This is a genomic window from Alkalibacterium olivapovliticus (genome assembly GCF_003003275.1).
Taxonomy (GTDB): domain Bacteria; phylum Bacillota; class Bacilli; order Lactobacillales; family Carnobacteriaceae_A; genus Alkalibacterium; species Alkalibacterium olivapovliticum.
Genome location: NZ_PVTO01000004.1, coordinates 124,421 through 151,064, shown reverse-complemented (window position 1 = coordinate 151,064; position 26,644 = coordinate 124,421). Strand labels below are relative to the sequence as shown.

Here is a 26,644-nt window from a genome sequence, read left to right as displayed (position 1 = left end):
TTAAAGAAGATGACCCCAGTAGCTTATCGGGATCACCTTCTATGGACTGCATAATATTGTTTTTTTAATGTGTCTAGTTTATAGGTAGAGATTCAGAACTTGACATTTAAGGTTATTCATTCTTAAAAATGCGTTATAATGAACCTACTTAAACAATTTACGTAATAAACAGGAGGAATATACCATAATTAATTTTGATGAATTTTTAGACAAGCTTGACAACGCCGATCACAAAGAGCGACTGGCGGAGCTCTTTGTGTGGATCGACAGAGAGTTCCCGCAATTAGAGAAGAAAATCGGCTGGAACCAGCCTATGTATACTGATCATGGCACATATATTATCGGATTCAGCGCTTCAAAAAAACACCTTGCTGTGGCTCCTGAACGTGCTGGTCTAAGACAGTTTGAAAAAGAAATAGAAGAGGCACAATATGACACAACAAAGGAAATTTTAAGAATCAAATGGACACAGCCTGTTGATTACGATTTACTCAAAAGTATGATACAGTTCAATATTGAAGATAAGGCTGATTATACTACATTCTGGCGTAAATAATTTTAAGTGAAAAACTGCTCGAATACTGTTGAAACCCCTAGCCGAAAATACTCAATTAAGAGTATTTTCGGCTAGGCTTATTTTAATATGACATCCTTTTACAGACTGTTTTTCATGTGGCTGTTTATTTAGCACTCAAGTGTATCTTTATCTTAACTCTCTGCTAAAAAGTAGACTTACAAGAATAAAATTTAGTTTCAGAACAATTGATTGTTATCAGGTCCACAGTAAATTGTACCAGATCTGAATAGATGTACCCAATATCAGCAGAGCAAGAAGCCATTGCAGTACTTTTGTGTTGGTCCTTTGACCGATTTTCGCTCCAATAGGAGAAGCGATCAGGCTCGCAATAATCATTACTGCAGCAGGTCCGTAAAGTACTTGATTCGTGGCTACTTTACCTACTGTTGAACCGATGGAAGACAGAAAAGTGACCGCTAGTGACGTAGCTATAGTCACTCTTGTAGGCAGTTTCAGAACTGTCAGCATGATTGGAATCAGCAAGAATGAGCCGGCTGCACCGACGATACCGGAAGCTACTCCGACAACGAAAGCAAGACCGGAAGAAAGCGGTTTGTTGAAAGAAATAGAGTGTGCAGGCTGATCCGGTATCTGCTTTTTAGGAAGCAGGATCATGACGACTGCAATGGTTGCCAGTATGGCATACACCAGATTGACGGAATTCTCAGGAAAGAACCCTGATGCAAAGGCGCCAATAAAACTTCCAACTAGGATGCTGCTCCCCATAAAGAGGATCAGTTTTTTGTGTAAATAGCCTGTGCCTTTATACGCCCAGACCCCCGCAATAGTTGCAAAGAACACTTGTACAGCACTAATACCAGAAACTTCATGGGCTGTGAGTGCACTGAATCCTAAAAGTGGAGGGATGAACAAGAGCATCGGATATTTAATAATGGATCCTCCCACACCAACCATTCCGGAAACGAACGAACCAATGAATCCGATAAGAAATATCGTAACAATATAAGCAATATCCATAAAATCCTCCTAGCTAATTGGCTTAGGAAAAGTCGGGGCGAAATTGCCCCTCTTCCCTCGCAATTATTCTCCTTTTTTTATGTGGAAAGTTAAAATATCGTTTGATTCATTGGTCTCAAGCAATTCGTGTCCAGAAGACTTTGCCCATGCCTGAAAGTCCTTCAGGGCACCTTTATCAGTTGCTTGTACTTCTAAAATCTCACCTGTGTTCATGGTCTTCATTTCTTTTCTTGTCTTGACGATTGGCATGGGACACGCCAACCCTTTGGCATCTAAAATTTTATCAGCATTCATATTGAATTCTCCTTTTATGTTGTAATAGTATTGTTGTTCTATTTAACGGACCGCACAGCGATTTGGTCCGATTTCCATTTCACGCTGCTCTTCTTCATCGGGTGCAATTTTCCCCATATTTGTCTGTCTTATATCCTGATAAGCATTCGGCTGAGGAGGTAGATTGTCGGTCACTGCAGAACGAAATTTGTCCTCATCCTCTATATTCAGTCCATGATTCTTCTCGAACAATACTCCCAGCTTCTCCGCTACGCTTCCGTCATCATTCACCTCGTCTATAATCATGAAGTGAGCCGGCAGCACGATCAGGTCTTCAGATAAATTCTGGTAGGTCACATACAGTGAAGATCTCAAGTCACTGACCCAGTCATCTGCTTTTCCAGCTAAATCTGGTCGACCGATGGAGTCAACAAAGAGTATATCTCCGGAAAGCAGGTAAGAATCGTCGATAATAAAGGACATCGAACCAATGGTATGACCTGGTGTATACAAAGCTTTGACATCAATATTTGTTGCACCAACCTGAATATGTGCACCTTCTTCAAGCGGTTCAAAATCGAAGGTTGCTTCTTCAGCATCTTTTGTTGGGAGCCAGTAACTTGCCCCAGTCTCTTGCGCGATTGTTCGTCCTCCTGAAATGTGATCTGCATGAAGGTGGGTATCCAGAACGTGTGAAATAGACACGCCTTTATCTTCTGCCAGCTTCAAATATGGAGCGGTTGTGCGTGATGAATCAATGATGACCGCTTCATTCCCGGATACGACCATATAAGACAGGCATCCTTTTCCGAGACGGACAAACTGGAACAGCTCGCCTCCTTCATTTAAATCTGCAACTTTGACTGGCTCCAAGTACTCGCTCCAAGCTTTCATTCCTCCTGATAGGTAGAATGATGACACTCCTTCTTCAGCCAGCAGTTCACCCACCATGATCGATGAATTTTCCTTGGCGCAGACCACAAGCAGTTGTTTATCTGCAGGGAGTTGAGGCAGAATTTCTTCCACTCCATCCAGGAGATCGAAGTAAGGAATGTTCAGGTAGTCGAATCCTTTCCCATCCACTTTCCAGTCTTCAAAAGCATCTTCGTTTCGAACATCCAGGATAAACAAGTCTTCTTTCTGGATCACTTTCTTCGCCAGTTCCTTAGGTGTCATAGCAGTTAAGCTCACGTTCGCTTCCTCCTCTTTCCACTCACTCATGCCTGGCTTAACGTTGACAACTTCACCGTAGCCATTTTCCGACAACAGGTGCGCTGCCATATCACTGCGGTTTCCAGTTCTGCAGACCACATAGATAGGTTTGCCGTCAGACAGCTCTTCCATTTTCTCTTCCAGTTCTCCCAGCGGAATCGATACCGCCTCGGGAATATGATAAGCATCGTACTCTTCTGTTTCACGTACGTCCAGAATAGTTATCGATTCATTACTGTTGATTAAGTGTTGAAGCTCATCATTATTAATGATGTTGGGATAAGGAACCGTTTCTTCTTCTTCGCCACCCGCACGCAGGTAATGCTTCAGTGTGCCTTCATTATCCACCGTTCCCAGATAATCATGTCCAGCTTTACTTGCCCAGGCTTTCAAGTCTGCTGTAGACCCTTTATCCGTCGCCTGTACTTCCACAATCGATCCTGATGCAGCATCTTTTAACGCCTTTTTTGTTCGCACGATCGGCATAGGACAAGCCAGACCTTTCGCGTCAACTAAAATGTCGTTTGTCATTTCTCTCATTATTTTCAGCTCCTTTGATTTACTATCAGTTTCACTAACTTATCGCCTCTTGTGAGTATTAAATAAACAAATTAACGCCGCCGTCTTCTGCATCTGCCAGGTAAGCGGCCACTCCAGCGTACTGACTTGTTTCTCTCAATTCAGCTTTATTAAGTCCAAGCAAGTCCATCGTCATGGTACAGGCAACTAAATTGATGTCCTGTTCTTCAGCCATTTCGATTAGATCAATCAACGGCATCGCATTGTGCTTTTTCATGATTTTCTTGATTAGTTTAGGACCGATGCCCGCAAAATTCATATTTGATAGTCCCATTTTTTCAGGACCGCGTGGCATTATTTTCCCGAACATTTTTTCAAGCAGTGTCTTTTTTACCTGAATCGGTTCGTCCTTTCGGAGTGCATTCAATCCCCAGAATGTATGGAAGATGGTTACCTCATGATCGTAAGCAGCAGCTCCATTAGCAATAATGTATGCAGCCATCGCCTTATCATAGTCTCCACTAAATAGAATGATATTGGTTTTTTTCTGTTCGCTCATATCGAATTCCTTTCTAATAGCCTTTTTACCCGTATAGGTATTTTTTATTGTTGATTATTTTTGCAAGACAATTCTAGGTGATCAGTCCAGCCGACTTGCAACAACCTGAATACATCGTATACCCTGGCAGGTATATTTGTCAAGGAAGTTGTTAAAAATTCTCGTTTTTAACAGACTCATAAAGATGATAAAACCCTTCAAATCAACTTTTAAATATAAAAATAAATGTTAAAATTTTGACTTTGTGAATTCGAAACGCTATTTCTAATATCGAACAAACAACTATATGAGTGTCTAACTAGTCCGATCAATCGTAGAAGCTCTCACGAAAGTATTCTACAATTTCCTTTAATCTTTAAACCTTATTTTAAAAGGCTTTATATACCCCTATAGCCTTAATTAACTTCCGTTTAACCTTACTACTTAAAGTAGAATTTTCATGCTGAACCTGGTAAATTTCAGTGGTTGCACTATTAGAAAGATACTACGGATAGCGGTAGGGGTATCAGATAATACGGAATGACTAGTTTTGTATGCTGGATTTCATGGACCTAACCATTCGATTATGATAACCTGATCAATAGACCTCCGGCATAAATAATTTAACGACAAAAAAAGCAAAAAAAAGAAACCGTTCACTTTAACTTCCTGAACGGTTTCTTTTTTTGCCTGGGCTTTTTAATAAAAAGAAAGCAGGTAAACTATGAAAACACTTAGAACATATTATGATCCTCTTATTATCATTCTGGCTATCCTGTCTGTCAGTTTACTTATTCTGGACAGTTTAGCTGTGCTCAATTTATCACTCTCTCCTTTTAGAGAAATAGATGTACTCATCCTGCTCCTCTTTACATATGATTACATCAATCGTCTGATTCGTGCAGACCAGAAAGGGCAGTTTTTTAAAAAGAATATAATGGACCTCGTTGCCATTATTCCTTTCCACTCTGTGTTCGCTTTTTTCGTGTAGCAAGGCTGTTTCGAATAGTCAGACTGACACGTTTAAGTCGTACGAATCGTCTTTTCAGACTGACACGAGCCGTTGGATTGATCGGAAAAGCCACTAAACATGTGAGAACATTCTTCAATACTAATGGCTTTGCCTACATGGTCTATGCCAGTGGAACGATCCTTTTACTTGGAGCGACTGTCTACTCTATTGCCGAAATTGTTAATTTTATCGATTCCCTCTGGTGGGCTTTTGTGACATCAACCACTGTTGGATATGGTGATATCTCTCCTGTTTCCGGGATTGGCAGACTGACTGCCATAGTCCTCATGCTAACGGGTATCGGAATGTTTGGTGCATTGACCAGTACCATCACTTCATTTTTTATCATTTCTGAAGAAGAAGAGGAACCTGAACAAAATGATGAGATAAAAGAGCTTAATCAGAAAATCAGTAAACTTTTAGTTAAAATAGAAGAATTGGAACTTAGAAATAAATATAGCCAGTTATTACAGCTTTATTAATGAGTAGTCAATTATTCTATAAAATCCCGCCCGCTGACAGTGAGTCACCGACTACCTTGATATAGAGTAACACTCTTTTTTGTCTTTCAAATGAATTTCTGACACGATTGACTTATCTAACTCTTCGAAAAGTTCAATATTAAAATGAGTGTTTGTATTTTTATTATATCTCATAAATAAAAACGTCCCACACTTTTTGCAGAATCCTCTTTCTGCATGATGTGACGATTTGTAAGTATAGACCTCAGATGTTTTAGAAAAATGATAGTCCTTTTCCTTCACTGTGTCTGAATAAAAAAGAGGCCCTGCCGCTTGTTTCACGCACATGCTGCAATGACAGACTATAACAGACCCGCTCATGGTCTGGACTTCCACTTGTGTTTCACCACAAAGACAGCTTCCTTTAATCAATTGTAATCCCTCCAAAGGTTATCTTATTGTCTTTTAATATTTCCTTTTTTAAATTGTAACTTACTCTGCAAGGTTAGTTCAAAGAAAAAGCAGGAATAAAAGGAATATATAAATCGCTTGTTTGTACCTTTAATAAGATGCCCAAAAGAGACCCCTTGCTGAACGAACAGCAGGGAGTCTCTTTTAATTAAAGTATATTTATTGCTTTTCATTTTTTGAACTTTATGCGCACGAGAAGACTCGAACTTCCACGGGGCTACGCCCCACCAGCCCCTCAAGCTGACGCGTCTACCATTCCGCCACGTGCGCTTTACACTCGACAAAGCCTATCATATCAATGTTTCAGCTAATTGTCAATATTCTCTTTAGAAATGTTGCTAAATGCTCTAAAATTTTAAGATTGTATGGTATCTTTGAGTGGAAGAAGTTTAAATTTAATCATTATAGGGGGATTTACATATGATAAAAAATGTCGTGTTCGATATGGGAAATGTTCTGATAAGGTATGCTCCAGCAGATTTTATACAGACCTTTACATCAAACACCGAACATCAGCAGCTATTACTAAATGAAATTTTTCTAGCAGATGAATGGCTCCAGTATGATCGTGGAACCATTACCAAGGATAAAATTATTGAAAACGTAACAAAGCGGCTCCCGGAAACTTTGCATGTGTCAGTATCTGAAGTGATGGATACATGGTACCAGAAAATGACCCCTATAATCGAAATGGAAGCTATAGTAAAAGGGTTAAAAGCAAATGGGTATCATTTATACCTATTCTCAAATGTATCCCAAGATTTTCATCAGTTCAAACACATCATTCCCGGAGTGGATTATTTCGAGGGACTGTTTCTTTCATCTGACTGGAAATGCATCAAGCCGGAAACTGAGATTTACCAGAAATTTTTCACTCACTTCGACTTAACGCCTTCCGAGTGTTTCTTTATCGATGATTTACCAATGAACATTGAAAGTGCTAAAAATATTGGAATGGATGGTTATGTATTCGACGGAGATATTTCAGATTTAAAAGCTCACTTTAAAAAAGCAGGCATTGATTTTTAATGGACAAAAGACAGTAGCTGATTTAGTCAACTGCTGTCTTTTTATATGCGTCTCTGCCAATCAATTCAAATTTACCCTTACACCTGGCACAGACATATTTAGCTGTACTGAATCGCCTCTGTCTTTGAGCAACACTGCCGCATTTTTTACATTTATATTTCCATAAACGAACGGCTTTCTTCTGTTCTGACATAGCAGGAACAAATCTTAAGCCCTCCACTTCTTTCAGCAATTCTTTAAAATCCTGATCTTTATGCTGGGAGCCTTTGCCTTCAAGATGTAGATGATAGTGGCAGAGTTCATGTTTGATGATGCCTATCAACGTATCTTCACCCAATTTTTCCAGTACTTTAGGATTGAAATCAAGATCGTGACTCACTAAGTGATACCGCCCCCCAGTCGTTTTCAAGCGCGTGTTAAAATAAGCTCGATGATTGAACGGTTTTTTGAAATGAGTTAATGACGTCTCTTCAACTAACTGCTGCAATTCTTTCTGATTCATAGTGGTCTCCTATATTTAACGAGAAAGAAACGGGACCGACTTGCATCCCGCTTCAACTTCTTCTTCTTAACTTTACTTATTGGTGAGCATACTGAGTGCAATACGCCCTTTTTTCATGTCGACTGAGTCTATCCATACTTTAACGATATCTCCAACAGAGACCACATCCTTTGGATGCTTGATAAATCGATCGCTTAGTTTTGAGATATGAACGAGTCCGTCCTGCTTCACTCCTATATCGACGAAGGCTCCGAAATCAACGACATTTCTGACGGTTCCTTCAAGTTCCATGCCTTCTTTTAAATCTTCCATAGACAAGACATCCGTACGCAACAACGGTGCCGGCATATCGTCACGCATATCTCTTCCTGGAGCCACCAGTGCTTTTACAATATCTTTGTATGTTTCCTGTCCCAGGCCAGTTTCATCCAGCACATTCTCTTCATTGAGCAGTTTGATTCGGGCAATCAAATCTTCTGACCCAATATCCGATTTTGAGACGCCTGCTGATGATAAAATCATTTCAGCCTGCTTATACGTTTCAGGATGAATACCAGTGTTATCAAATGGTTCTTTCCCGTCCGGAATACGCAGGAATCCAACAGCTTGTTCAAATGCCTTAGGCCCTAGTCTCTTCACCTTTTTCAGTTGACTGCGGCTGGTAAATTTACCGTTTTCTTCTCTGTACAGGACGACATTTTCTGCCGTTGTCTTCGTTAAACCAGAAATGTGCTTCAGTAAGGCAACACTAGCTGTATTTACATTTACACCAACCTGGTTAACCACTGTTTCAATCACAAAATCCAGCTGATCAGTCAGTTTCTTTTGTGAAACATCATGCTGGTATTGCCCGACACCAATTGATTGGGGATCGATTTTCACCAGTTCAGCTAGTGGATCCTGCAGACGTCTGGCGATACTAACTGCACTTCGCTCTTCGACTTGCAGCTCAGGGAATTCTCTCCTAGCTTCATCACTTGCTGAATAAACAGATGCGCCTGCTTCATTTACAATCACATACGCAATTTTTTTATCCAGCGATTTCAGATGAGTCGCAACAAACGTTTCCGATTCACGGCTAGCTGTGCCGTTTCCGATTGCAATAGTGTCTACGTTATACTTTTTGACCATGTTAAGAAATTGTTCAGGTGCTTCCTGACGTTTTTGGGCAGATGCCGGCATATGAGGATATATCAGATCTATACCCAGTACTTTTCCTGTTGCATCGATAACCGCCAGTTTGCAACCAGTACGGTAAGCAGGGTCTAATCCCAGGATGACCTGATCTTTTAAAGGCGCCTGCAGAAGCAAGTTACTTAAATTATCACCAAAGACTTGAATCGCCTGGTCTTCAGCTTTTTCCGTCAGTTCATTTCTCAGTTCTCTTTCTATAGCTGGAGAAATGAATCGCTTGTATGCATCTGTAATCGCTTCTTTTACTTTTTCAACAGCAGGTGTTAATTTCCCGGCCTGTATCTCCTGTTTCATGATGTATCCGTGTATACGCTCTTCATCTATATCAACTGAAAGCGACAGAACACCTTCTTTTTCTCCACGGTTCATCGCCAATACTCTGTGAGGCACTAGTGATTTTAGCGTTTCTGAATACTCATAATACATTTCAAAGACGCCTTTTTCATCCAGCTTTTTGTCTTTCACTTTGGAATCAAGTACACCATTAGTTTGTGTGAATTCTCTGACCCACGTTCTATACATTGGATTATCAGAAATCATTTCTGCGATGATTTCGTGAACCCCATCTAACGCATTTTCAACTGATTCAATACCTTGCTCTGCATTTATATACTGGCCAGCTTCATCCTCAAGGGACCCTTCAGGAAAAGTCATTACCCATTCAGCTAGAGGCTCAAGTCCTTGCTCTTTGGCAATCGTTGCCTTAGTGCGACGTTTTTGTTTATACGGTCGATACAGATCTTCAACACGCTGCATCTGAGTCGCTTTTTTAATATCTTTTTCAAGTTCTGGCGTCAACTTGCCCTGTTCTTCAATTACAGCGATCACATCTGTTTTACGTTTTTCAAGATTTGTCAGATACGTATGGCGTTCTTCGATTTCACGAATCTGCACCTCATCTAATGTTCCTGTTGCTTCCTTTCGGTAACGCGCTATAAACGGGACTGTATTCCCGTCCTTCAGTAGATCCAATACGGATAAAATTTGTTTTTTCGAGTAGTCTGTTAATTCTTTATTTAGTAATTGAACGATTTGGTCATTTTGTGTTTCTGTCAAAACTGTCATCTCCTCTATAAAATCATCTTGTCTATTTTAACACAAAAATAAAAAAGAACGAATCCCTCTGCCAGAAATTGACAGGGTATGGATTCATTCTTTAATTGATATCAAATGTCACTAGACTCTTGTTTATTTGTGTTTTGAAATCCTTTATTTTCCAGTGTTTATGATTACCTACACAAGCAGTAATGTATGTTCGCTCTTTGTCTTTTATTACTTTTCGAAAATGAACATGGCCCATTATGCTGTACTTTATGGCAGGAAAATCAGTATAGACCTGCTCATATGACTTTGCACCTAAAAATGCATTAGCATAGTTATATATACGGTGCGGCAAGGGTATGACAAATTGCGGATGAGTTGCGACATGAGTCATTAAAATAATATGACGGTCTGCTACTGTTTTTAAATCACTGTAGAGCTGCGTTAGCATATCACTGCTGACTTGCTGATCACTTTTTCCCCAGTCAACATAGTGCCGGTCGTTCCATGAAGCAAAACCATACTGTTTTTTTTCAAAAGCCGCTTCATCATATCTTTCACTATTACCATATCCATAATCGTACCAGCCAGGGGTGCCTGCAATAGCCCAATTTTCTCCTATCAATTTGGGCTTTCCTACCAATGAGTAGGACTGTTTATTAAAAAATGCATTAATTTCCCTGGTATTTGTTACATCATGATCTCTGGCCCAGTAATCGTGATTGCCTGGAACAAACAGGACAGGAATACGACTCAACTGTTCCACTTTCTTTATAAAGTTATGCGTCGTTTCATAGTGATTCGATATATCTCCTGCTATAAGCAGACACTCGATTTCTTTCTCACTAATGATTTCTGCCAGATTTTTTTCTAAATCCAACCCGCTGTATTCATCATTACGGTCGATGTGCAGGTCTGATAGTGTCCCAATTTTCATTAAATACTTAATCCCTTCCAAAAAGGTGACCGAATCCATATTCTTTATTCTTTACTTTATACTGGTCCACTATTCCGTTTTTATCGAAAACAACTCCATGTAGAGTTCCGCCATAAACTGCTCCACCATCTAACCCTATTTTTCCATCTCCAGACTCCCAAATGTCAGAATTTGTCTGTTTATCGTGGAGCATAGATGTGACAGTATGGCCAAACACAATTGTTTTGTCTGTATGATTAGGCTGATCATAGAACCCTTCTCTTATCCATACATAATCTCGGTCTGAGGTTTCTCTCCAGTCAGCTTTCGTTAGGTCTACTCCAGCATGTACAAATACGTAGTCTTCCCATTCATAGTTTAAAGGGAGAGATTCGATAAAAGGTTTCAGCCATGTATAGTTGGATTGTACACTGGCAGATAATTCCACAACGTCATAATTGCCCTCTTTCATATCCAGGAATGACTGGATCGTCACCATTCCCCCATTCATTTCATACAAAGAAGCAGTGTGCTGCGGTCGGTTTAAAAAATCCAACAGCATATCTTCATGGTTCCCTTTTAAGCAAATAGCCCCTTTGTCTTCTACCAAAGTTTTCGCCAGTTCAAAACACGCTTTAGGGTCTTCCCCTCTGTCGCCTAAATCGCCAAGTAAAATAAGCTGCTGCTTCTGTTCGTCCCAATAGTCCAGGATTTTTTTGAACATCTGATACTCTCCGTGTATATCTCCTACAACAAACACTTGAACTTTCATAATAGAGCCCCTCCTCTATGCACTTTAACCATTTCACTTTAGTGAGTATAGTTTAACATAATTATGTGAAGCAGACTAAATTGACCTCTTATAGTTGTAAGATATTAACCAGTTAAAGGTTGAAGATTTCGTGATTTTAACCTGAATTCATGGCTAAGCCGTTTTTCTACCTGTATAATTGAAATTATGAGTAAATAGATTCAAAAATAGAAGGGAAGATTTTTAATGCGAGGAAAAAAATGGATAGGATTAGTCGTATTCCTTTTATTCGTAGGATTTGTAGGATACAGCATTTACCAGTCATCCCAGGAAGACCAGACGATAACCGTACGCACTTCCGAGGTTGAACAAGGCTCTATTACAGAAGTAATCGTAGCAAATGGTATTATTGAACCCTCAGAAACTCAGGAAATTGCCGGACAAGGTGTCGTTACTGAATTGACTGTTTCCGTAGGCGATGAGGTAGAGGAAGGCGATACACTGGTTACCTATGTTGATGGAACAACTTTCACAGCTAACTTTGATGGAACAGTGACTGAAGTGAATGTAGCTGAAGAAGAACCCGATATGAATGCTCAACAGGGGCAAGCGTCGATTGTCGTCTCCAACTTAAACGATTTGCAAGTCGGCCTTCAGTTGTCAAGATCAGATGCTAGTGTGATCGAGGTTGATCAGGAAGTCGAACTGACATACGCTGATAATTTATATGAAGGCACGGTAACATCAATAGACCCAGTAGCGACTCAGGAACAGACGCAATTAGGCTCTTCAACCAGTCTGGGAGCGACCATTACATTTGACTCTGAAACAGACGGCTTGATTGCCGGATTTGAAATTGATGCTGACATTATCGTTGACTCTGTTGAAGAGGCTTTAGTTATTCCAATTGAAGCGTTGAACTATGATTCAGACAATAATCCTTACGTCTACACGGTTTCAAATAACGAAGTTTTTCAAGTGATGATCGAAACAGGCATTCAATCTGATGCCCGAATCGAAGTAACAGACGGCCTGAGTGAAGGCGACCTTATTGTGTTGTCCCCTGGCGAAGAGCTTGAAGACGGAGTAGAAGTAGAACTTGAAGACTAATAAGGAGGTATTCTCGTGATTGAAGTCACAGATATAGAGAAAATTTATCAAATGGGCGGCGAAACAGTTCGCGCATTGAACAAAGTATCGCTTACTATTCAAGAAGGAGAATTTACCTCGATCATGGGTCCAAGTGGATCGGGCAAGTCTACTTTAATGAATATACTGGGCTTGCTCGACCGATTCGACAGTGGTCAGTACCTTTTAAATGGGACAGATGTGTCAGGTCTTTCTGACTCTGAACTGGCTGGGATACGAAATAAAGAAATCGGATTTGTATTTCAGTCTTTTAACCTCATGACCCGTATGAATGTACTTGAAAATGTCATGCTTCCTCTGGTTTATGGCAAGGTCCCTTACAAGGAACGTCGAGAACGTGCAGTCGATGCCCTTGAAAAAGTCGGATTGGGTGACCGTCTGACGCATAAGACCAACGAAATTTCCGGTGGTCAAAAGCAGCGTGTCGCTATAGCACGCGCAATCGTCAACAGACCCTCTGTTTTAATGGCAGATGAACCGACAGGAAATCTGGATTCAAAAACCACGCAGGATATTATGCGCATTTTTCAGGACTTGAATAAAGAAGGCACCACTATCGTTATGGTGACTCATGAACCGGAAATGGCAGCTTATACAAAACGTATCGTCCACTTTAGAGACGGTGTCATTCAAAAAGATAAACAATTGACTCCTAAAGAACTGCCTAAACGGGAGGTTGAATAGATGTTTATAAAAGAAAATTTTAAAATGGCTCTAGATAGTATCTTTGCCAATAAAATGCGGTCATTTCTGACCATGCTGGGTATTATCATAGGGATTGCTTCGGTCATTGCGATTTTAGCTGTCGGAAATGGCGCCGCTGACGAAATCACAACGACTTTCAGTGACATAGGTGCAACAACAATCAGTTTAAGTGCGAACGATCCGGATCAATCTGGAGATTTGATCACCAATGATGACTTGAATGTATTGAAAGAGTCGATCGATGAAATAAGGTATGTCTCTCCGAACGAAACCATGTCAGGCACCATTTCAACTGATGAAGAAGCGAGGCAGTCTGTTATTTCCTACGGGACGCCTGATCTTCAGTTTTTAAGTCAGGCCATGAGCTCAACTTTGGTAGAAGGCCGATACTTCAACCAGGTCGATTTCGATGAAGCACAGGATGTTGTTGTGATAGATACAGATGGAGCAGAAGCTTTATTTGACAGAATTGATGTAGTCGGAGAAACCCTTCGCGTTACTGTTGCTCAAAGCCAGTTGAATCTGCGTATTGTCGGAGTAGTCGAAGGATCGTTTGGCGATATGGAAGGTGCATTTGATACGGATCAGATCCCCCTTTTCATTGCCATGCCTCACTCAACAATAAGCAATCAGGTACCACAACTGACTGGCATGGATTCGGTCGCCATCGAAGTGGAAACCACGGAACAGATAGAGCCCGTTTCCAACCAAGTCGTCCGTCTTCTGGAACTGAGAAATAATGCAGTTGGAGACAATGTATATAGTGCGACTAACTTCCTTCAAGCTTTAGATCAGGTGAACAATGTCTTAAGCTTATTCATCAACTTCATTGCAGCGGTAGCAGCCATTGCATTGCTTGTCGGCGGTATAGGGGTTATGAATATCATGCTGGTGTCTGTCACTGAGAGGACTAGAGAAATCGGAACGCGAAAAGCATTAGGTGCAACGACTCATACGATATTGATCCAGTTCCTGATGGAATCTATCATCTTAAGCGTTATCGGTGGGATGATTGGTCTGACACTCGGTATTATCCTATCTAACATTATTGCAGGTGCTTTGGATATAGCGCCAATCATAACACTAGGAAGTGTAGCCTTAGTTCTGCTCTTCTCTACAGCTGTTGGTGTTTTCTTTGGAATATACCCTGCTCGTAAAGCAGCTAAGCTTAATCCTATTGATGCATTAAGATATGAATAAGTCTGATGTTTACGATCAGCTGACTCAGAAGTAAAAAGAGCGATTAGTAATCAACTGGATATTCTCCAGTTTGGCTACTAATCGCTCTTTTGCTGTTTTAAAAGCTCTCTTATATTTTAATAATCAGCAAATCTGTCTGCCGGTTTATTATTTTCCCGACGTGAAATAATCAATGCTCCAAAACCTATAACAGCAACTACAAGCCAGACTATTAGATTGACAACGGGGATGATTTTAAGAATCTCAAGAATCAGGACTCCTATCAGTAAAACAAGAAACTCATTATTTCCTTCCGTTCGGCCTGCTAACCTGAACAGCAGCACTCCAATAAACAACGCAACAATAATAGTTGCAAAATAGAGAGCCAGCCCATATAGCGTAAAGAGAATGAGCCCCATTGGTATACCGATAACCGTCAACAATAAAAGTCCTGCGACAAACGGGGTCGCAATCAGCCCCAGCAAACCTGTTCCGACTGTTTTAAGCGGCTGATCAGCTATTGGCCATACTGTATTCACCCAGAATTCTTTGCTGATCAATCTTATAACGAACCAGACGACGAGTGTACTCAAGATACTCCACAGCACCCAGAAAAATGTCAGGATCCATCTAGTCTGCTGTGAAAGAGTACGCCTATTCCAGCCCTCTGTCTGAGTCCAGTTTGTCTGACCGGCTACTGTCGCTCCTAGTGACGTATCTGCTTCATTAGGACTATCATAATCTAAATCCCCATCGACCTCTGCCGAATCAGTTAGAATCACACGCTCAGCTGTAACAGCAGCATTTCCACCAATCAGACTGTTGACAGTGACTCTTTCACCTGCTGTGTACAAATGACGAGGAACCGGCCCATTTACATTCACATAGAGCCCAGCTGCGAACGCATCCCTTCCGATTTCAGCACCCTCATCAATCGTCACTGTTTCACCTGCTAGAAATACTTCCCCTTCACTCTGTCCACTCAGTTCTATAACCTCTCCAGCACCATATATATTCCCGTTCACAACTCCTGTTATAATGATCCGTTGTCCAGCTGCGAATAGCGAGCCGTTGATATCCCCATTTACTCTAATCTCTTCTCCAGCTGCAAATGTTGTGCCATCAACTGTCCCATCGATTTGTATCAGATCTCCACTGAAAAATCCCGGTCCATCCAATGTCGCTCCTTCTTCTAATGTATGCCTGTTTTCCCTGTCTCTCATATGCATGCCTGCTGCTACACTTCCTGCCGTGATAAGCAGTCCTAAACCCACTAATAGTAGTATGAAAAACCTGAACTTGCTCTGTTTTTTATCTAGTTTCATCAGTGACCCCTCCTGAAAGATGGTGACCCTATAGCATGTCATCTGTTACGCAAATAATGAGTGACTGTCCTTCAATTAATTCAACTGTGGGTTGATGGATACTCTGATAAGTGGACTAAAACCGTTAGTATAAATACCTTAATTAGTGACTGTTATGATTTTTACATCCTCATTCTACCACGACATTCTTTATGCAGGTAGTGAAACTACCCGCATGAGGTGGACGTCAATTCCTTCAATTAAACATTTATTAAAAATGAGGATTATCCCTATTCATGAGATTCCCGTTTTCATCTAGATTTTTTTACTTATTACGACTGACCCTGTTTTTCCATAGAAAAAACCATCCTCTTATTAAGTAAAGTCAAATTACTCTACTTCAAAGAGGATGGTGTAATGTCGTTAACGTTAGGTTAAAGTAAGCCCATCATCACAAAGTTCAAGATAAACAATGCCGTCGTTGCCCATAGTACTGGGTGTACGACTGATGCTTTCCCTTTAACTAATTTAGTAATGATATAAAACAGGAATCCTGCTGCAATCCCGTAAGATATGCTGTAAGAGAATCCCATGAAAATGGAAGCAAAGAATGCCGGTACGGCTTCTTCCAGATTGTTCCAGTCTATCTCTGAAAATGCTGACATCATTAATATACCCACAACAATCAGTGCAGGTGCTGTAGCAGCTCCAGGTACGATCGACATGACCGGTGCAAAGAAGGCAGTCAACAGGAACATGGCAGCTGTTGTTAAACTGGTTAAACCGGTCCGTCCACCAGCGCCGATTCCAGCAGCACTCTCGACGAAGGTAGTGACTGGAGATGTCCCTATAACAGCTCCGATCGTAGTAGCTAAGGTATCTGCCAGTAAGGATTTCTCCATCTTAGTATTCAATCCACGTCCTGTGTCCATTGCTTTTTCATCTTCAAGACTAAAGATGCCTGACTTTCGGCCCGTTCCAATAAAGGTTCCGATTGTGTCAAAAATATCAGTTAAGGTAAATGCAAACACGGTAATCAGGATTAACGCATAACGTGAGGGATCTGATAACAGAGAGCCAAGCCCCTGCGACCCAAACGCCGCTCCAAAGGTCACACCTAATTCCCCAAATGCTGAAGTAAATGAGTTGGCAGGATTAGTAAATCCAGATAAATCAGTGACGCCCATGGGAATACCAATGATCGTAGTCAAAACGATCCCAATCAGAATAGCGCCTTTTACTTTTGCAACCATCAGAACGATCATCGTGATCAGTCCGATAATAGCAAGAATAGCATATGGGTTCGTCAAGCTTCCCATATCAGGAATAATTCCGCCACCAGTGACTACTGTATTGATTGATCCAGTAATTTCCGTTCCGGCAGTGTACGGTTCATTATTTACGGCAATAATATCTTGCCCTTCAGAAGTGAATTCCAGCAGCTGTGCATTTTTCAATCCAATATAAGCGATAAATACGCCTATCCCGCCGCCAATAGCGTGCTGAAGTGATTCAGGTATCGCATGTATGATTTTCTTTCTAATTGACGTTACTGTAATCAGTATCCCAACTATCCCTGTCAGGAATACCATAAATAGTGCTTCTTGCCAGCTGAAACCTAATGCAAAAACAACTGTATACGTGAAAAAGGCATTTAATCCCATTCCTGGTGCTTGTGCATATGGAACGTTAGCGTATAAGGCCAAAATAAGTGTGCCGATTGCTGTAGAAAAAACAGTCGCTAAAAATACTGCCTGTGTTGGCATTCCAGTTAATGATAATATTTGCGGATTGACGAAAATAATATAAGACATTGCAAAAAATGTTGTCAATCCAGCCGTAACCTCCGTGCCAATTGTTGTGTTATTCTCTTTTAACTGAAAAAACTTTTCCAACAAAGATAAAACCCTCTCTCTTCCAATTTTCTCCATTCGCATGGAGTGATCAATTGAGGGTTATCTAATAACGGATAAGGGAAAAGCCAGTGCAATAAAAAAAAAGACGGCATACCGCCTTTTAGTCATTGCTTTACATCGCACGTTATTGGTTGATCTAATAGTTGACCCTTTAAGGGGATCAGTAGAGACTTTAGCCCATATCGCTAAAATATATTAGATAACTCTCTTATTAAGTTGTCTTTATAATAATATAAAAACACCTGAAATGCAACAAAAAACGAAAAACTAATTGGATGTCAGAGTCTATTGTTCGTGTTTGAACTCATATCCTTCCTGGACAGGCTAAATCAGTTCAAAAAGATGCTAGTTCCCTATTTCATTGTGACGAATTCCTCAGCGGCTGTCGGGTGAATAGCAACCGTTCTGTCGAAGTCTTTTTTAGTCGCACCCATTTGTATCGCAACAGCAAACCCCTGAAGCATTTCATCCATTCCTTTTCCGATCCCATGAAGTCCAACTACTTTTTCACTTTCTCCAACACAAACCAGTTTCATATACGCTTTTTGTCTATTGTCAGTAATTGAACTGTGCATAGACGTAAATGAGGTTTTATATATCTTAACCTTTTTATTAGGATAGAGATCATTGGCTTCTTCTTCTGTCATACCGATCGTCCCGATAGGCGGATGAGTAAAAATGACAGTTGGTATATTACTGTAATCCAGATGTGCATTCTCTTTGTCATTGAATAAACGCTCTGAAAGATGTCTTCCTGCAGCAATGGCAACTGGGGTAAGCTCGATTCGCCCAGTCACATCTCCTACCGCATATATGTTGTCTCCGGTTGTATTCTGATACTTGTCTACTTCAATATACCCTCCTGGATAGATATTGACACCGGCAGATTCCAGATTCAAGCCTTCAGTATTTGGCGTCCGACCAGTAGCCCAAAGTACCATTTCGGTCTTATGTGTAGTGCCATCTTCAAAGACTAATTCGTATTGTCCATCACCCATCTTTTTCACTTCAGTGATCGTCTTATTCGTCTGAATATGCCTGCCCTCTGCTTCAGCAATAGCTAAGAATCCTTCACAAATTATAGAATCAAAATTATATAGAGGCTGAGGCTTCCTTACGAAAAGATGAGTTTCAACGCCTAATGCATGAAAAATCCCACTCATTTCTACTCCAATATAGCCTCCACCAATGACTGCCATACTTTTGGGAAGGTTTTTCAAATCAAATATGTCATCAGAAACGAGTCCCAAATCGCCGCCGGGAATCGATAGGCGTTTCGGTTTACCACCAGTAGCAATCAAAATGTGCTTAGCTGTGAGCAACTGATCGTTGACCTTTACAGTCGAATCATCTACAAAAGTCGCTCTGCCCTTAATCAACTCAACTTTATTGGTATCGAGACCTTTTTTATAAGCGCCATGTAAAAATTGAATATAGTCATCTCTATGCTGGACCATTCGTTCAAAATCAAGTGTGGGTTTGTCAGTCAATTCAATCCCATACCCATCAGAATAGTGCTTGATGGATTCCATCATCTCTGCCACGTACCACATGACTTTCTTGGGAACACAGCCTAAATTGACGCACGTTCCTCCTAAGTGATGTTCTTCAATAAGTGCCACTTTTGCACCGCGCATACCTGCTCTATTGGCAGATGCTATTCCGCCGCTTCCGCCGCCTATAACAATGTAATCATAATCTATTGTATCCGTCATTTATTTGTTTCTTCCTTTCCTGTTAACTTCTACTGTTATACGATCCGGGTAAACTAGTTTCTCCACATCAAAATAATACCGGCCTAAGGCATATTTATAGCGCTCCCGTTCATTCCATGGTTTATGTTTGCCAGAATAATGAATAAACACAACAGTCTCATCCACTTTATCATAATTATATTTTTGAGGAAAAAGAATCTTCAGTTTCTCAAACACTTTAGGATTCATATTGTAAATACGCCAATCCTCTTCTGCTATATCGTTGACAAATACAAGATTAAATATATCCTGGTCTGGCAAGATAAGAAAAGGTTTATTCTCACGAATCGCTTCCACAATATGATCTGCTGTTTCAATTTTTCTCAATTTATTTAGGTTCATGAGGACAACACCTGAATTAAAATAATCATCGGATTCAAAATTGCGTAACCTTAAATTATTGAAGGGTTGAACCCACTTGGTTTTATACTTGTAATTTGTAGCCACAAAGGCATGTCCATTAAACTCCCTGTTATAAAATGGGACTAAATTATTTACACATATGATATCCGGATCTAAATACAGTACCCTTTCCACATCTTCAGGAAGCAGATAAGGAGCAAACATCCACAAATACATTTCAATAGCATAGTATCTGGTAATCGCTACTTTATCCGATGGTTTGAAGAAGTTTTTACTATAAATAGGCACAAAAGTGTTCCCGTCCTTCTCAATAAAGCGTCTTAAATTTTCTGTCGTATCATCTGGAATACCGGCATGCAGTAGATACATACAAAACGATTCTTCTGGATGTTTCTTCACGATAGAATGAATCAGTACTTTTAGTGGATAAACGTAATGTTCGTTCAGTGAAAAGAGTAGATTAATCATCTTAATTCCCCCAAGTTCAGCGATATACTAGGTATATGTTGTTCCTTTACCCCATTATACCCATTTTCAGACTAAATCTCACATAAATCACCTATTTTCTTTTCCTTTTAAACCTCCTTCAGTTCTACTATAATAATAAAAGGACTGATTTAAGAAAGAAGGAATTTTATGGAAAAGAAAGAATTATATTTGACTCTCTTTCGCTCAACTTTTTTTCTCAGTATGTTCACCTTTGGTGGAGGATACGTCATTGTTCCATTAATGGAGAAAAAATTTGTTAATGAACTGGGCTGGATAAATGAAGATGAAATGCTGAATCTTATAGCGCTTGGACAATCTGCCCCTGGACCGATTGCCGTCAATACGTCTATATTGATTGGATACCGTATGGCTGGTGTCCCTGGTGCTATGATTACAGTGCTGGGTACAATTCTGCCTCCACTTGGAATCATGACAGTTTTGGCTTATGTTTATCTGGCAGTCAGAGATAATGCTATTGTTAATAACGTTCTGCTTGGCATGCAGGCTGGAGTGGCAGCGATAATCGTAAATGTCGTTTACAATATGGCAATGCGGATTATCAAACAGAAAAAAATCATTCCCATACTGGTCATGATAGCGGCTTTAATTGCAGGGATCATTTTCCAGGTGAATATATTATGGCTGTTATTAGTATCCGCTTTGATTGGTTTAGCTATGACCCTCTATAATTTAAAGATGAAAAAAGATGAGGGGGATATTAAATGATTTTTTTGAGCTTATTCCTTAGTTTTTTTCAGATAGGTTTGTTCAGCTTTGGTGGAGGATATGCCGCACTGCCTTTGATAGAGCAAGAGTTAATCCATGCTCAAGGATGGATTACGAATCAGCAATTTATTGATATTTTAACGTTATCAGAAATGACACCTGGTCCTATCGCTATTAATGCCGCAACTTTTTCAGGCAATCAGATAGCGGGTGTATTTGGAGGAATCATAGCAACAGTTGGGGTTACTCTGCCCTCTGTCATTATTGTACAAATAATGGCTTATTTTTACTTCAAGTACCAGAATCTGACAGTCGTTCAAGGTATCATCCAAGGTCTCCGTCCTGCAGTTGTTGCTCTGATAGCATCAGCCGGCGTCACCATCTTTATGACTGCAATGTTTGGACGTAGTTCATGGCCGGTCGATATTGCTGAAATAAACTGGATATCCGTCGTCTTCTTTGCAGTCGGCTTATTCTTAATGAGAAAGTACAAAGCGAGTCCTATACAAGTGATTTTGATCACCGGTTTAGCTGGCGGAATTGTCTACAGCTTACTGTAAAACAAAAAAACGCAGAACTCAGTTCATTGAGTTCTGCGTTTTTTCTATTAGCCTATACGTTTTCGCTTTGACGATCGAATTTAGTCTGCGGTCTCGCTTTATGACCATAAATACGAGGCATCAGTTTACTATCAATATATGGTGCGAGAGCATTCATGATAAGGATAGAATACCCAACTCCTCCTGGATGATCCAGCGTAATCCTGAAGAATGCAGTCAACAGCCCGCATCCGATTGCAAAAACCGTTTTACCTTCTGGGGTCAAAGCACCAGAACTGTAATCAGTTGCCATATAAGTAGCACCAAAGAACAATGTTCCTGTTAAAATATGCGTCAATTCAAAGTTGAAGTCAAAACTACTCCATAACGTCATCACTAAAAAGGTAGTGAAAATATACAATATTGGAATTTTAGGGTTAATGACTCTTCTGAAAATCAGATAAAGCATCCCAATTAAAATAGCAAATTTAGATGTTTCCCCTATGTTTCCTCCAATGTTGAAACCCATAAACAAATCGAATATTCCTGGTACCTGCTCAGGTACCACTTGAGCACCATTCCCAATAAATTCCAGTGGTGTGGCAGAAGCAATAGCTTCGACTCCTCTATAGCCACTTCCGAACAATCCACCGGGTAATACCCAGTTAGCAAGCCATGGTGTAAAGAGTACTTTTATGACAACACGGGCTGCTACTGCAGGGTTAAAGTAATTTCGTCCGATTCCGCCATTGAATTGTTTCACAATAACGATGGCGAACACAGCACCGAAAACAATCATCCATATAGGCGCTGTAACCGGCAAACTTAAAGCAATCAGCATACCTGTAACAGCTGCACTGTGATCATGGATTTTTATTGGTTTATACGTTAGTTTCTGATAAAGATATTCTGAAGCTACTGCTGTGGTGATTCCGATAGCCACCATAACAAGGACCCACCATCCAAAGAAGAATGTTGCGGCTATTGTAGGTGGAACTAATGCGATCATCACCTGATCCATTACCCATGCTGAGGTTCGTTTACTGCGGACATGTGGAGAAGGACCCACACGTAACTTACCCTTCACATCAATTGCTTGAGCCATCTTACTTCTCCTCCTTCTGTTTAATGGCAGCTTTAGCTGATCTGATATTATCTAGAAGAGGAATTTTTGAAGGACAGATAAATGAGCAGTTTCCACACTCAATACAGTCCATAGCGCCAAGTTCTTTTGCTTTGTCGATATTTCCTCTTTCGAATGCTTCACTTATAAGAATCGGCTGGAGACTTACCGGACAGACGTTGATACATTCAGAACACATGATACAGTCCTGTTCGTCTCCGATTTCTGCTTCTTCAGGATTTAATACAGTGATTGCTGTAGTTCCTTTAATGATCGGCACACCTAAATCTGATACAGGTTTACCCATCATAGGTCCGCCACCTAGAACTTTACCAGGGACTTCCGCAAATCCACCACAATCTTCAATAAGTGAATCCATCGGTGTTCCAATTTTAACTCTCAGATTTTTAGGTTCTTTGATTGGAGTTCCTGATACTGAAACAATTCGTTCGATCAATGGTTCGCCAAACTCACATGCACGGTAACATGAACGGATAGTAGACGTGTTCGCTACCACACAACGTACCTCAGCTGGTAAGCCTCCAGGCGAAACTTCTCGGCCAGCCAGATTTTTTATCAGATTTTTCTCAGAACCTTGAGGATACATGGTCTTCAACGGTCTGACAAAAATATCATCAAAATCAGCTGAAGCGTCTTCCAGTGCTTTAATGGCATCTGGTTTGTTGTCTTCGATTCCGATATAGATGCGTCTCAGCATAGGGAATAAGGTTCTGGATAAATTGATTCCACTGATGATTTCATCAGCGTGTTCAACCATGACCCGATGATCGGAGGTAGAATAAGGTTCACATTCAGCTCCATTAATGATCAGCGTATCGATCGTCATGCCCGGCGGTGGACTCAATTTGACCGCTGTCGGGAATGTTGCACCACCCATTCCAACAATGCCTGCTTTTCGGACTGTACTGATTATTTCGTCTTTAGACATATCCTGAGACCGTCCCGGTTCAACGATAGGGTCTGCTTTTAAATACTTGTAATCATTTTTTACAATGATACTGTCTGCTTCTCCACCAATAACGCCACGCTTTTCAATAGCAATGACTTCTCCAGAAACTGAAGAATAAACATGTGCTGAGACAAACCCGCCTTCTTCGGCAAGAATTTGTCCGACTTTAACCTGATCTCCAACTTCTACAATCGGTTTTGCAGGTGCTCCTATATGCATGGATACAGGAAAAATCATGATTTTTGGTACTGATGCATCTACTATCGGCAGTTTACTTGTTCTTGATTTATTTTCTTCTGGATGGGAGCCGTTATGTTTGCCCATAAATGAAAAACTCATCAGATTCATCCTCTCTCTATTTCATCGATTTTCTTAATTCATTTTTTCACAATGTCAGTGATAAATATGTATTTGTGAAAAATAAACAGTAAGTTCAGTCGTCTTAATTTTAGTATACAATATGCTGGACAAAGTTTAAAGTAAATACCTATAATGAGAAGAAATTCATTCTTGTAATTAATTGGTGATTTTATGATAATAGAGATGTGAATACGCTTTATGGAGGGATTTAAGTGGATTTTACTCAAACGGAAATTTTTTTAAGACTGATACTGGCCGCTGTTGTCGGTGGAATCATTGGGTATGAAAGAGAACTGAAAGGAAGAGATGCTGGAATTCGAACCCACACATTAGTCAGTCTCGGGGCAGCTATAATAACGATTACACAGCTCGAAGCGAGTAAATGGGTACTTGAATTCGCTATGGCTAATCCGGAATTTTCAACAATACTCTCCTCAGACATAACTCGATTAACTGCCCAGATTGTCAACGGAATAGGATTTCTTGGAGCTGGAACTATCATTGTGAGTCGGCGAACAGTGACAGGCTTAACGACTGCTGCATCTATATGGGCAGTAGCGAGCTTGGGCATTGCTGTAGGCATGGGTTATTACTATATGGCAATAGCCAGTACTCTTATCATGCTGATTGTCCTCAGATTAGTTAAAAGCCTATTCAAAATTGAAAGGAGTAAGCAGCTTGAAGTGCATTATAAAAATAGAGATCAGACTTTAAAGTATTTAGAGCAAGTGTTTAAAGATAACAGTATCACAGTCGTCTCTGCGGACCACTCTATTACGTATCAGGAAGATGGCACCTCTATCTGTGAGGATCTTTATACACTTCATTTACCATCCCAGTTTAATATGATGCAGTTTATTTCTCAAGTTGGAGCCTTCGAAAATATTATTAAGATCAAAACGATTAAAGCCACGCTGGATAATTGAGTAGAGGGCACATAGAAGCTGTTCCTTCTATGTGCCCTCACCTTATTCTACTGAGAATTCTGCTGTCAGGACTTCTCCCTCCAATTGTCTCACAACTCGGTACTCTCCTTCTTCAAAAGGTTCATAATATTCCATAAACAATTCCTCTTCTGATTCTTCGCCCGGCTGCAGGATATGGGCAATTAAAATAAATGCCATTTCTTCTTCCGGTTCGACCATTACCCATTGGTCATCTTCGTGTTTTTCTACTGTAAATGCGACACCGTAAGTCACTTCCTGTTCAGAATTATTGATGACAGTCAGTAAGAACGTATCATTTTCTCTATCGTAAACAGACTCATTCAGTTGCAGTTCGACACCCTCCAGCGTATTCACCTCTTCAAATGGTGACGGTTCTCTATTCTCACCACAGGCCACAAGTATGAAGCCCAAAAATACAATCGCACTCAATTTAACTAGCGATTTTAACATTTTATCCCCCCCTGTACATTAGTCATATAAGGATAGTATACACTGAGTCACTCAAATAAAAAACGATTGACTAATATAGCCAATCGTTTTACTGTTATTTTTCGGTTAGAACATCTCTTTTTTTAAGAGGTTCGGTTAAATTATAGTCTGCTTCAACCATCGGACGTTTTTTATGTCCGTAAATCTTAGGCATGACCAGTTTGTCGATAAATGGAATGATAGCATTCATGATCAAGATCGAGAACCCGACTCCTTCGGGTGAGAAGTAGCCGATCCTGAATGCAGCCGTTAATATTCCAGCTCCGATAGGGAAAAGCGTTCGACCAACAGAGGTCAATCCTCCAGAAGCATAGTCAGTGATCATAAAGGTAGCTCCCAACAGTAAAGCGCCACTGAACATATGGTACATCATATACTCGAAGTCAAACCCTGAATAAACCAGCATGATTGATGCCACTGTTCCTATATAAAGAGCAGGAATTTTTGGATTGATAATTCGACGAACAATCAGGAACGCCATAGCGAGCAGTAATGCCAACGCGCTTGTTTCTCCAAGCGAACCGCCCCATCCTCCCTGATTTCCCAGGAATAAATTCATTAGTGTCTGCGCACCTTCAGGAACTTCTGATGCACCACTGGCAATATAATAAAGGGGTGTTGCAGCTGCTACCAAATCATCTGGTGTCGCAGTGGTTATGGCTTCTGCCTGACTGGCAGTCGTAATCAAGTCTTCACCGGCAATAAAAGTATTAACGATCCAGGGTGCCATCAGATACATGACACGTCCTCCAACAGCAGGATTGAATCTGTTTTTCCCTATTCCACCAGGAATCATTTTTAAAACAATGATAGCAAATAAACTTACTATGATAACACTGAACCACTGTGTTCCATTCGGCATACTCAATCCGATCAGCATACCTGTTACAACTGCAGACAAATCGGTCACTGTTACTCGTTTACGTACGATTTTTTCATATAGGTATTCACTGACTACACAAGTGATGACAGCAATAACGGTCAGATAAACGATCTGCAATCCAAAGAAATAGATTCCGGCAATCAGCGGGAACATCATAGCAATGATGACCTGAAGCATGATCCACTGAGAAGACCATTTTTCAAAAATATGTGGTGAATTATCCAGCACTAAGTCGTAATCAGCTAAGGTGGTTTTCTTTTTTTCTGTCGTCATG

The 26,644-nt window shown here is 40.5% G+C and carries 27 protein-coding genes, 1 tRNA gene and 1 riboswitch; of the genes, 10 read left to right on the top strand and 18 right to left on the bottom strand.

Annotated elements, in window-relative coordinates; all coding sequences use genetic code 11:
* The first annotated feature begins 184 nt into the window (after window positions 1–184).
* Window positions 185–556 (top strand): iron chaperone, encoded by a 372-nt coding sequence (locus tag CLV38_RS03545; protein WP_106191580.1) that lies wholly within the window; start codon window positions 185–187, stop codon window positions 554–556.
* Between the two features lie 216 nt (window positions 557–772).
* Here the strand turns inward: CLV38_RS03545 and CLV38_RS03540 are convergent, their stop codons facing one another.
* The 4 genes from CLV38_RS03540 to CLV38_RS03525 all read right to left on the bottom strand — a co-directional run bounded on the left by CLV38_RS03540 (window position 773) and on the right by CLV38_RS03525 (window position 4,118).
* Window positions 773–1,555 carry a sulfite exporter TauE/SafE family protein gene (locus CLV38_RS03540; protein ID WP_106191578.1) on the bottom strand — a complete coding sequence of 261 codons (783 nt, stop codon included), beginning with the start codon at window positions 1,553–1,555 and terminating at the stop codon, window positions 773–775.
* Between the two features lie 63 nt (window positions 1,556–1,618).
* On the bottom strand, window positions 1,619–1,849 hold the full coding sequence (locus tag CLV38_RS03535; RefSeq protein WP_106191575.1) for a sulfurtransferase TusA family protein: 231 nt from the start codon (window positions 1,847–1,849) through the stop codon (window positions 1,619–1,621).
* Window positions 1,850–1,891: 42 nt separating this feature from the next.
* Entirely contained in the window at window positions 1,892–3,580 is a 1,689-nt protein-coding gene (locus CLV38_RS03530) for a rhodanese-like domain-containing protein (protein WP_106191572.1), read from the bottom strand.
* Window positions 3,581–3,638: 58 nt separating this feature from the next.
* Window positions 3,639–4,118 carry a DsrE/DsrF/DrsH-like family protein gene (locus CLV38_RS03525; RefSeq protein WP_106191569.1) on the bottom strand — a complete coding sequence of 160 codons (480 nt, stop codon included), beginning with the start codon at window positions 4,116–4,118 and terminating at the stop codon, window positions 3,639–3,641.
* A 703-nt stretch (window positions 4,119–4,821) separates the two neighbouring features.
* Between CLV38_RS03525 and CLV38_RS13940 the strand changes: the two genes are divergently transcribed.
* Together CLV38_RS13940 and CLV38_RS13935 are read left to right on the top strand one after the other, a co-directional pair.
* Window positions 4,822–5,088, top strand: coding sequence for a hypothetical protein (locus CLV38_RS13940; protein WP_245920525.1), 267 nt, complete (start codon window positions 4,822–4,824; stop codon window positions 5,086–5,088).
* A 5-nt stretch (window positions 5,089–5,093) separates the two neighbouring features.
* Window positions 5,094–5,591: a potassium channel family protein gene (locus CLV38_RS13935; RefSeq protein ID WP_342751965.1), complete on the top strand. Its 498-nt coding sequence runs from the start codon at window positions 5,094–5,096 to the stop codon at window positions 5,589–5,591.
* A 51-nt stretch (window positions 5,592–5,642) separates the two neighbouring features.
* Here the strand turns inward: CLV38_RS13935 and CLV38_RS14185 are convergent, their stop codons facing one another.
* Together CLV38_RS14185 and CLV38_RS03510 are read right to left on the bottom strand one after the other, a co-directional pair.
* Window positions 5,643–6,002 (bottom strand): GFA family protein, encoded by a 360-nt coding sequence (locus CLV38_RS14185; protein ID WP_106191566.1) that lies wholly within the window; start codon window positions 6,000–6,002, stop codon window positions 5,643–5,645.
* Between the two features lie 225 nt (window positions 6,003–6,227).
* Window positions 6,228–6,311: transfer RNA gene (locus tag CLV38_RS03510), tRNA-Leu, on the bottom strand.
* 150 nt (window positions 6,312–6,461) lie between these two features.
* Between CLV38_RS03510 and CLV38_RS03505 the strand changes: the two genes are divergently transcribed.
* Window positions 6,462–7,070, top strand: coding sequence for an HAD family hydrolase (locus CLV38_RS03505; protein ID WP_106191563.1), 609 nt, complete (start codon window positions 6,462–6,464; stop codon window positions 7,068–7,070).
* 22 nt (window positions 7,071–7,092) lie between these two features.
* Here CLV38_RS03505 and CLV38_RS03500 read toward each other — a convergent pair whose 3' ends face one another.
* The 4 genes from CLV38_RS03500 to CLV38_RS03485 form a co-directional block, all read right to left on the bottom strand.
* On the bottom strand, window positions 7,093–7,572 hold the full coding sequence (locus tag CLV38_RS03500) for a SprT family protein (RefSeq protein ID WP_106191561.1): 480 nt from the start codon (window positions 7,570–7,572) through the stop codon (window positions 7,093–7,095).
* 72 nt (window positions 7,573–7,644) lie between these two features.
* Window positions 7,645–9,822, bottom strand: coding sequence for a Tex family protein (locus tag CLV38_RS03495; RefSeq protein WP_211295408.1), 2,178 nt, complete (start codon window positions 9,820–9,822; stop codon window positions 7,645–7,647).
* A gap of 100 nt (window positions 9,823–9,922) precedes the next feature.
* Window positions 9,923–10,744, bottom strand: a complete 822-nt coding sequence (locus CLV38_RS03490) for a metallophosphoesterase (protein ID WP_106191606.1) — start codon at window positions 10,742–10,744, stop codon at window positions 9,923–9,925.
* A gap of 7 nt (window positions 10,745–10,751) precedes the next feature.
* On the bottom strand, window positions 10,752–11,495 hold the full coding sequence (locus CLV38_RS03485) for a metallophosphoesterase (protein WP_106191555.1): 744 nt from the start codon (window positions 11,493–11,495) through the stop codon (window positions 10,752–10,754).
* 225 nt (window positions 11,496–11,720) lie between these two features.
* On the opposite strand from CLV38_RS03485, the gene CLV38_RS03480 reads away from it, so the two are divergent.
* From CLV38_RS03480 to CLV38_RS03470, 3 genes are read left to right on the top strand one after another with little or no spacing between them, the layout of a single operon-like run.
* Window positions 11,721–12,584 carry an efflux RND transporter periplasmic adaptor subunit gene (locus CLV38_RS03480; protein WP_106191552.1) on the top strand — a complete coding sequence of 288 codons (864 nt, stop codon included), beginning with the start codon at window positions 11,721–11,723 and terminating at the stop codon, window positions 12,582–12,584.
* A 15-nt stretch (window positions 12,585–12,599) separates the two neighbouring features.
* Window positions 12,600–13,307, top strand: a complete 708-nt coding sequence (locus CLV38_RS03475; protein ID WP_106191550.1) for an ABC transporter ATP-binding protein — start codon at window positions 12,600–12,602, stop codon at window positions 13,305–13,307.
* Complete coding sequence (locus tag CLV38_RS03470) at window positions 13,308–14,528, top strand: ABC transporter permease (protein WP_106191548.1); 1,221 nt, start codon at window positions 13,308–13,310, stop codon at window positions 14,526–14,528.
* A 116-nt stretch (window positions 14,529–14,644) separates the two neighbouring features.
* On the opposite strand, the gene CLV38_RS03465 is transcribed toward CLV38_RS03470, so the two are convergent.
* The 4 genes from CLV38_RS03465 to CLV38_RS03450 form a co-directional block, all read right to left on the bottom strand.
* Entirely contained in the window at window positions 14,645–15,832 is a 1,188-nt protein-coding gene (locus tag CLV38_RS03465; RefSeq protein WP_106191545.1) for a DUF8173 domain-containing protein, read from the bottom strand.
* A gap of 413 nt (window positions 15,833–16,245) precedes the next feature.
* Entirely contained in the window at window positions 16,246–17,706 is a 1,461-nt protein-coding gene (locus CLV38_RS03460; RefSeq protein ID WP_106191603.1) for an NCS2 family permease, read from the bottom strand.
* Between the two features lie 141 nt (window positions 17,707–17,847).
* Window positions 17,848–17,945: riboswitch (purine riboswitch) on the bottom strand.
* A 135-nt stretch (window positions 17,946–18,080) separates the two neighbouring features.
* Window positions 18,081–19,442: a glutathione-disulfide reductase gene (gorA, locus tag CLV38_RS03455; RefSeq protein ID WP_106191542.1), complete on the bottom strand. Its 1,362-nt coding sequence runs from the start codon at window positions 19,440–19,442 to the stop codon at window positions 18,081–18,083.
* Window positions 19,443–20,312 (bottom strand): glycosyltransferase family 8 protein, encoded by an 870-nt coding sequence (locus tag CLV38_RS03450; RefSeq protein WP_106191539.1) that lies wholly within the window; start codon window positions 20,310–20,312, stop codon window positions 19,443–19,445.
* Between the two features lie 168 nt (window positions 20,313–20,480).
* On the opposite strand from CLV38_RS03450, the gene CLV38_RS03445 reads away from it, so the two are divergent.
* Entirely contained in the window at window positions 20,481–21,059 is a 579-nt protein-coding gene (locus tag CLV38_RS03445) for a chromate transporter (RefSeq protein WP_106191537.1), read from the top strand.
* On the top strand, window positions 21,056–21,619 hold the full coding sequence (locus CLV38_RS03440) for a chromate transporter (protein ID WP_106191534.1): 564 nt from the start codon (window positions 21,056–21,058) through the stop codon (window positions 21,617–21,619). The genes CLV38_RS03445 and CLV38_RS03440 overlap by 4 nt, the downstream gene beginning before the upstream one ends.
* A gap of 52 nt (window positions 21,620–21,671) precedes the next feature.
* On the opposite strand, the gene CLV38_RS03435 is transcribed toward CLV38_RS03440, so the two are convergent.
* A complete protein-coding gene (locus CLV38_RS03435) occupies window positions 21,672–22,703 on the bottom strand; it encodes an RnfABCDGE type electron transport complex subunit D (RefSeq protein WP_106191532.1) in 1,032 nt (343 codons plus the stop codon).
* Window position 22,704: 1 nt separating this feature from the next.
* Entirely contained in the window at window positions 22,705–24,030 is a 1,326-nt protein-coding gene (gene rsxC, locus CLV38_RS03430) for an electron transport complex subunit RsxC (RefSeq protein ID WP_106191529.1), read from the bottom strand.
* Window positions 24,031–24,263: 233 nt separating this feature from the next.
* Here rsxC and CLV38_RS03425 point away from each other — a divergent pair, with 233 nt between their 5' ends.
* Window positions 24,264–24,977, top strand: a complete 714-nt coding sequence (locus CLV38_RS03425) for an MgtC/SapB family protein (RefSeq protein ID WP_106191527.1) — start codon at window positions 24,264–24,266, stop codon at window positions 24,975–24,977.
* 42 nt (window positions 24,978–25,019) lie between these two features.
* Here CLV38_RS03425 and CLV38_RS03420 read toward each other — a convergent pair whose 3' ends face one another.
* Window positions 25,020–25,448 (bottom strand): immunoglobulin-like domain-containing protein, encoded by a 429-nt coding sequence (locus tag CLV38_RS03420; RefSeq protein ID WP_106191524.1) that lies wholly within the window; start codon window positions 25,446–25,448, stop codon window positions 25,020–25,022.
* Window positions 25,449–25,542: 94 nt separating this feature from the next.
* Window positions 25,543–26,643, bottom strand: coding sequence for an RnfABCDGE type electron transport complex subunit D (locus tag CLV38_RS03415; protein WP_106191522.1), 1,101 nt, complete (start codon window positions 26,641–26,643; stop codon window positions 25,543–25,545).
* Window position 26,644: the final 1 nt, after the last annotated feature.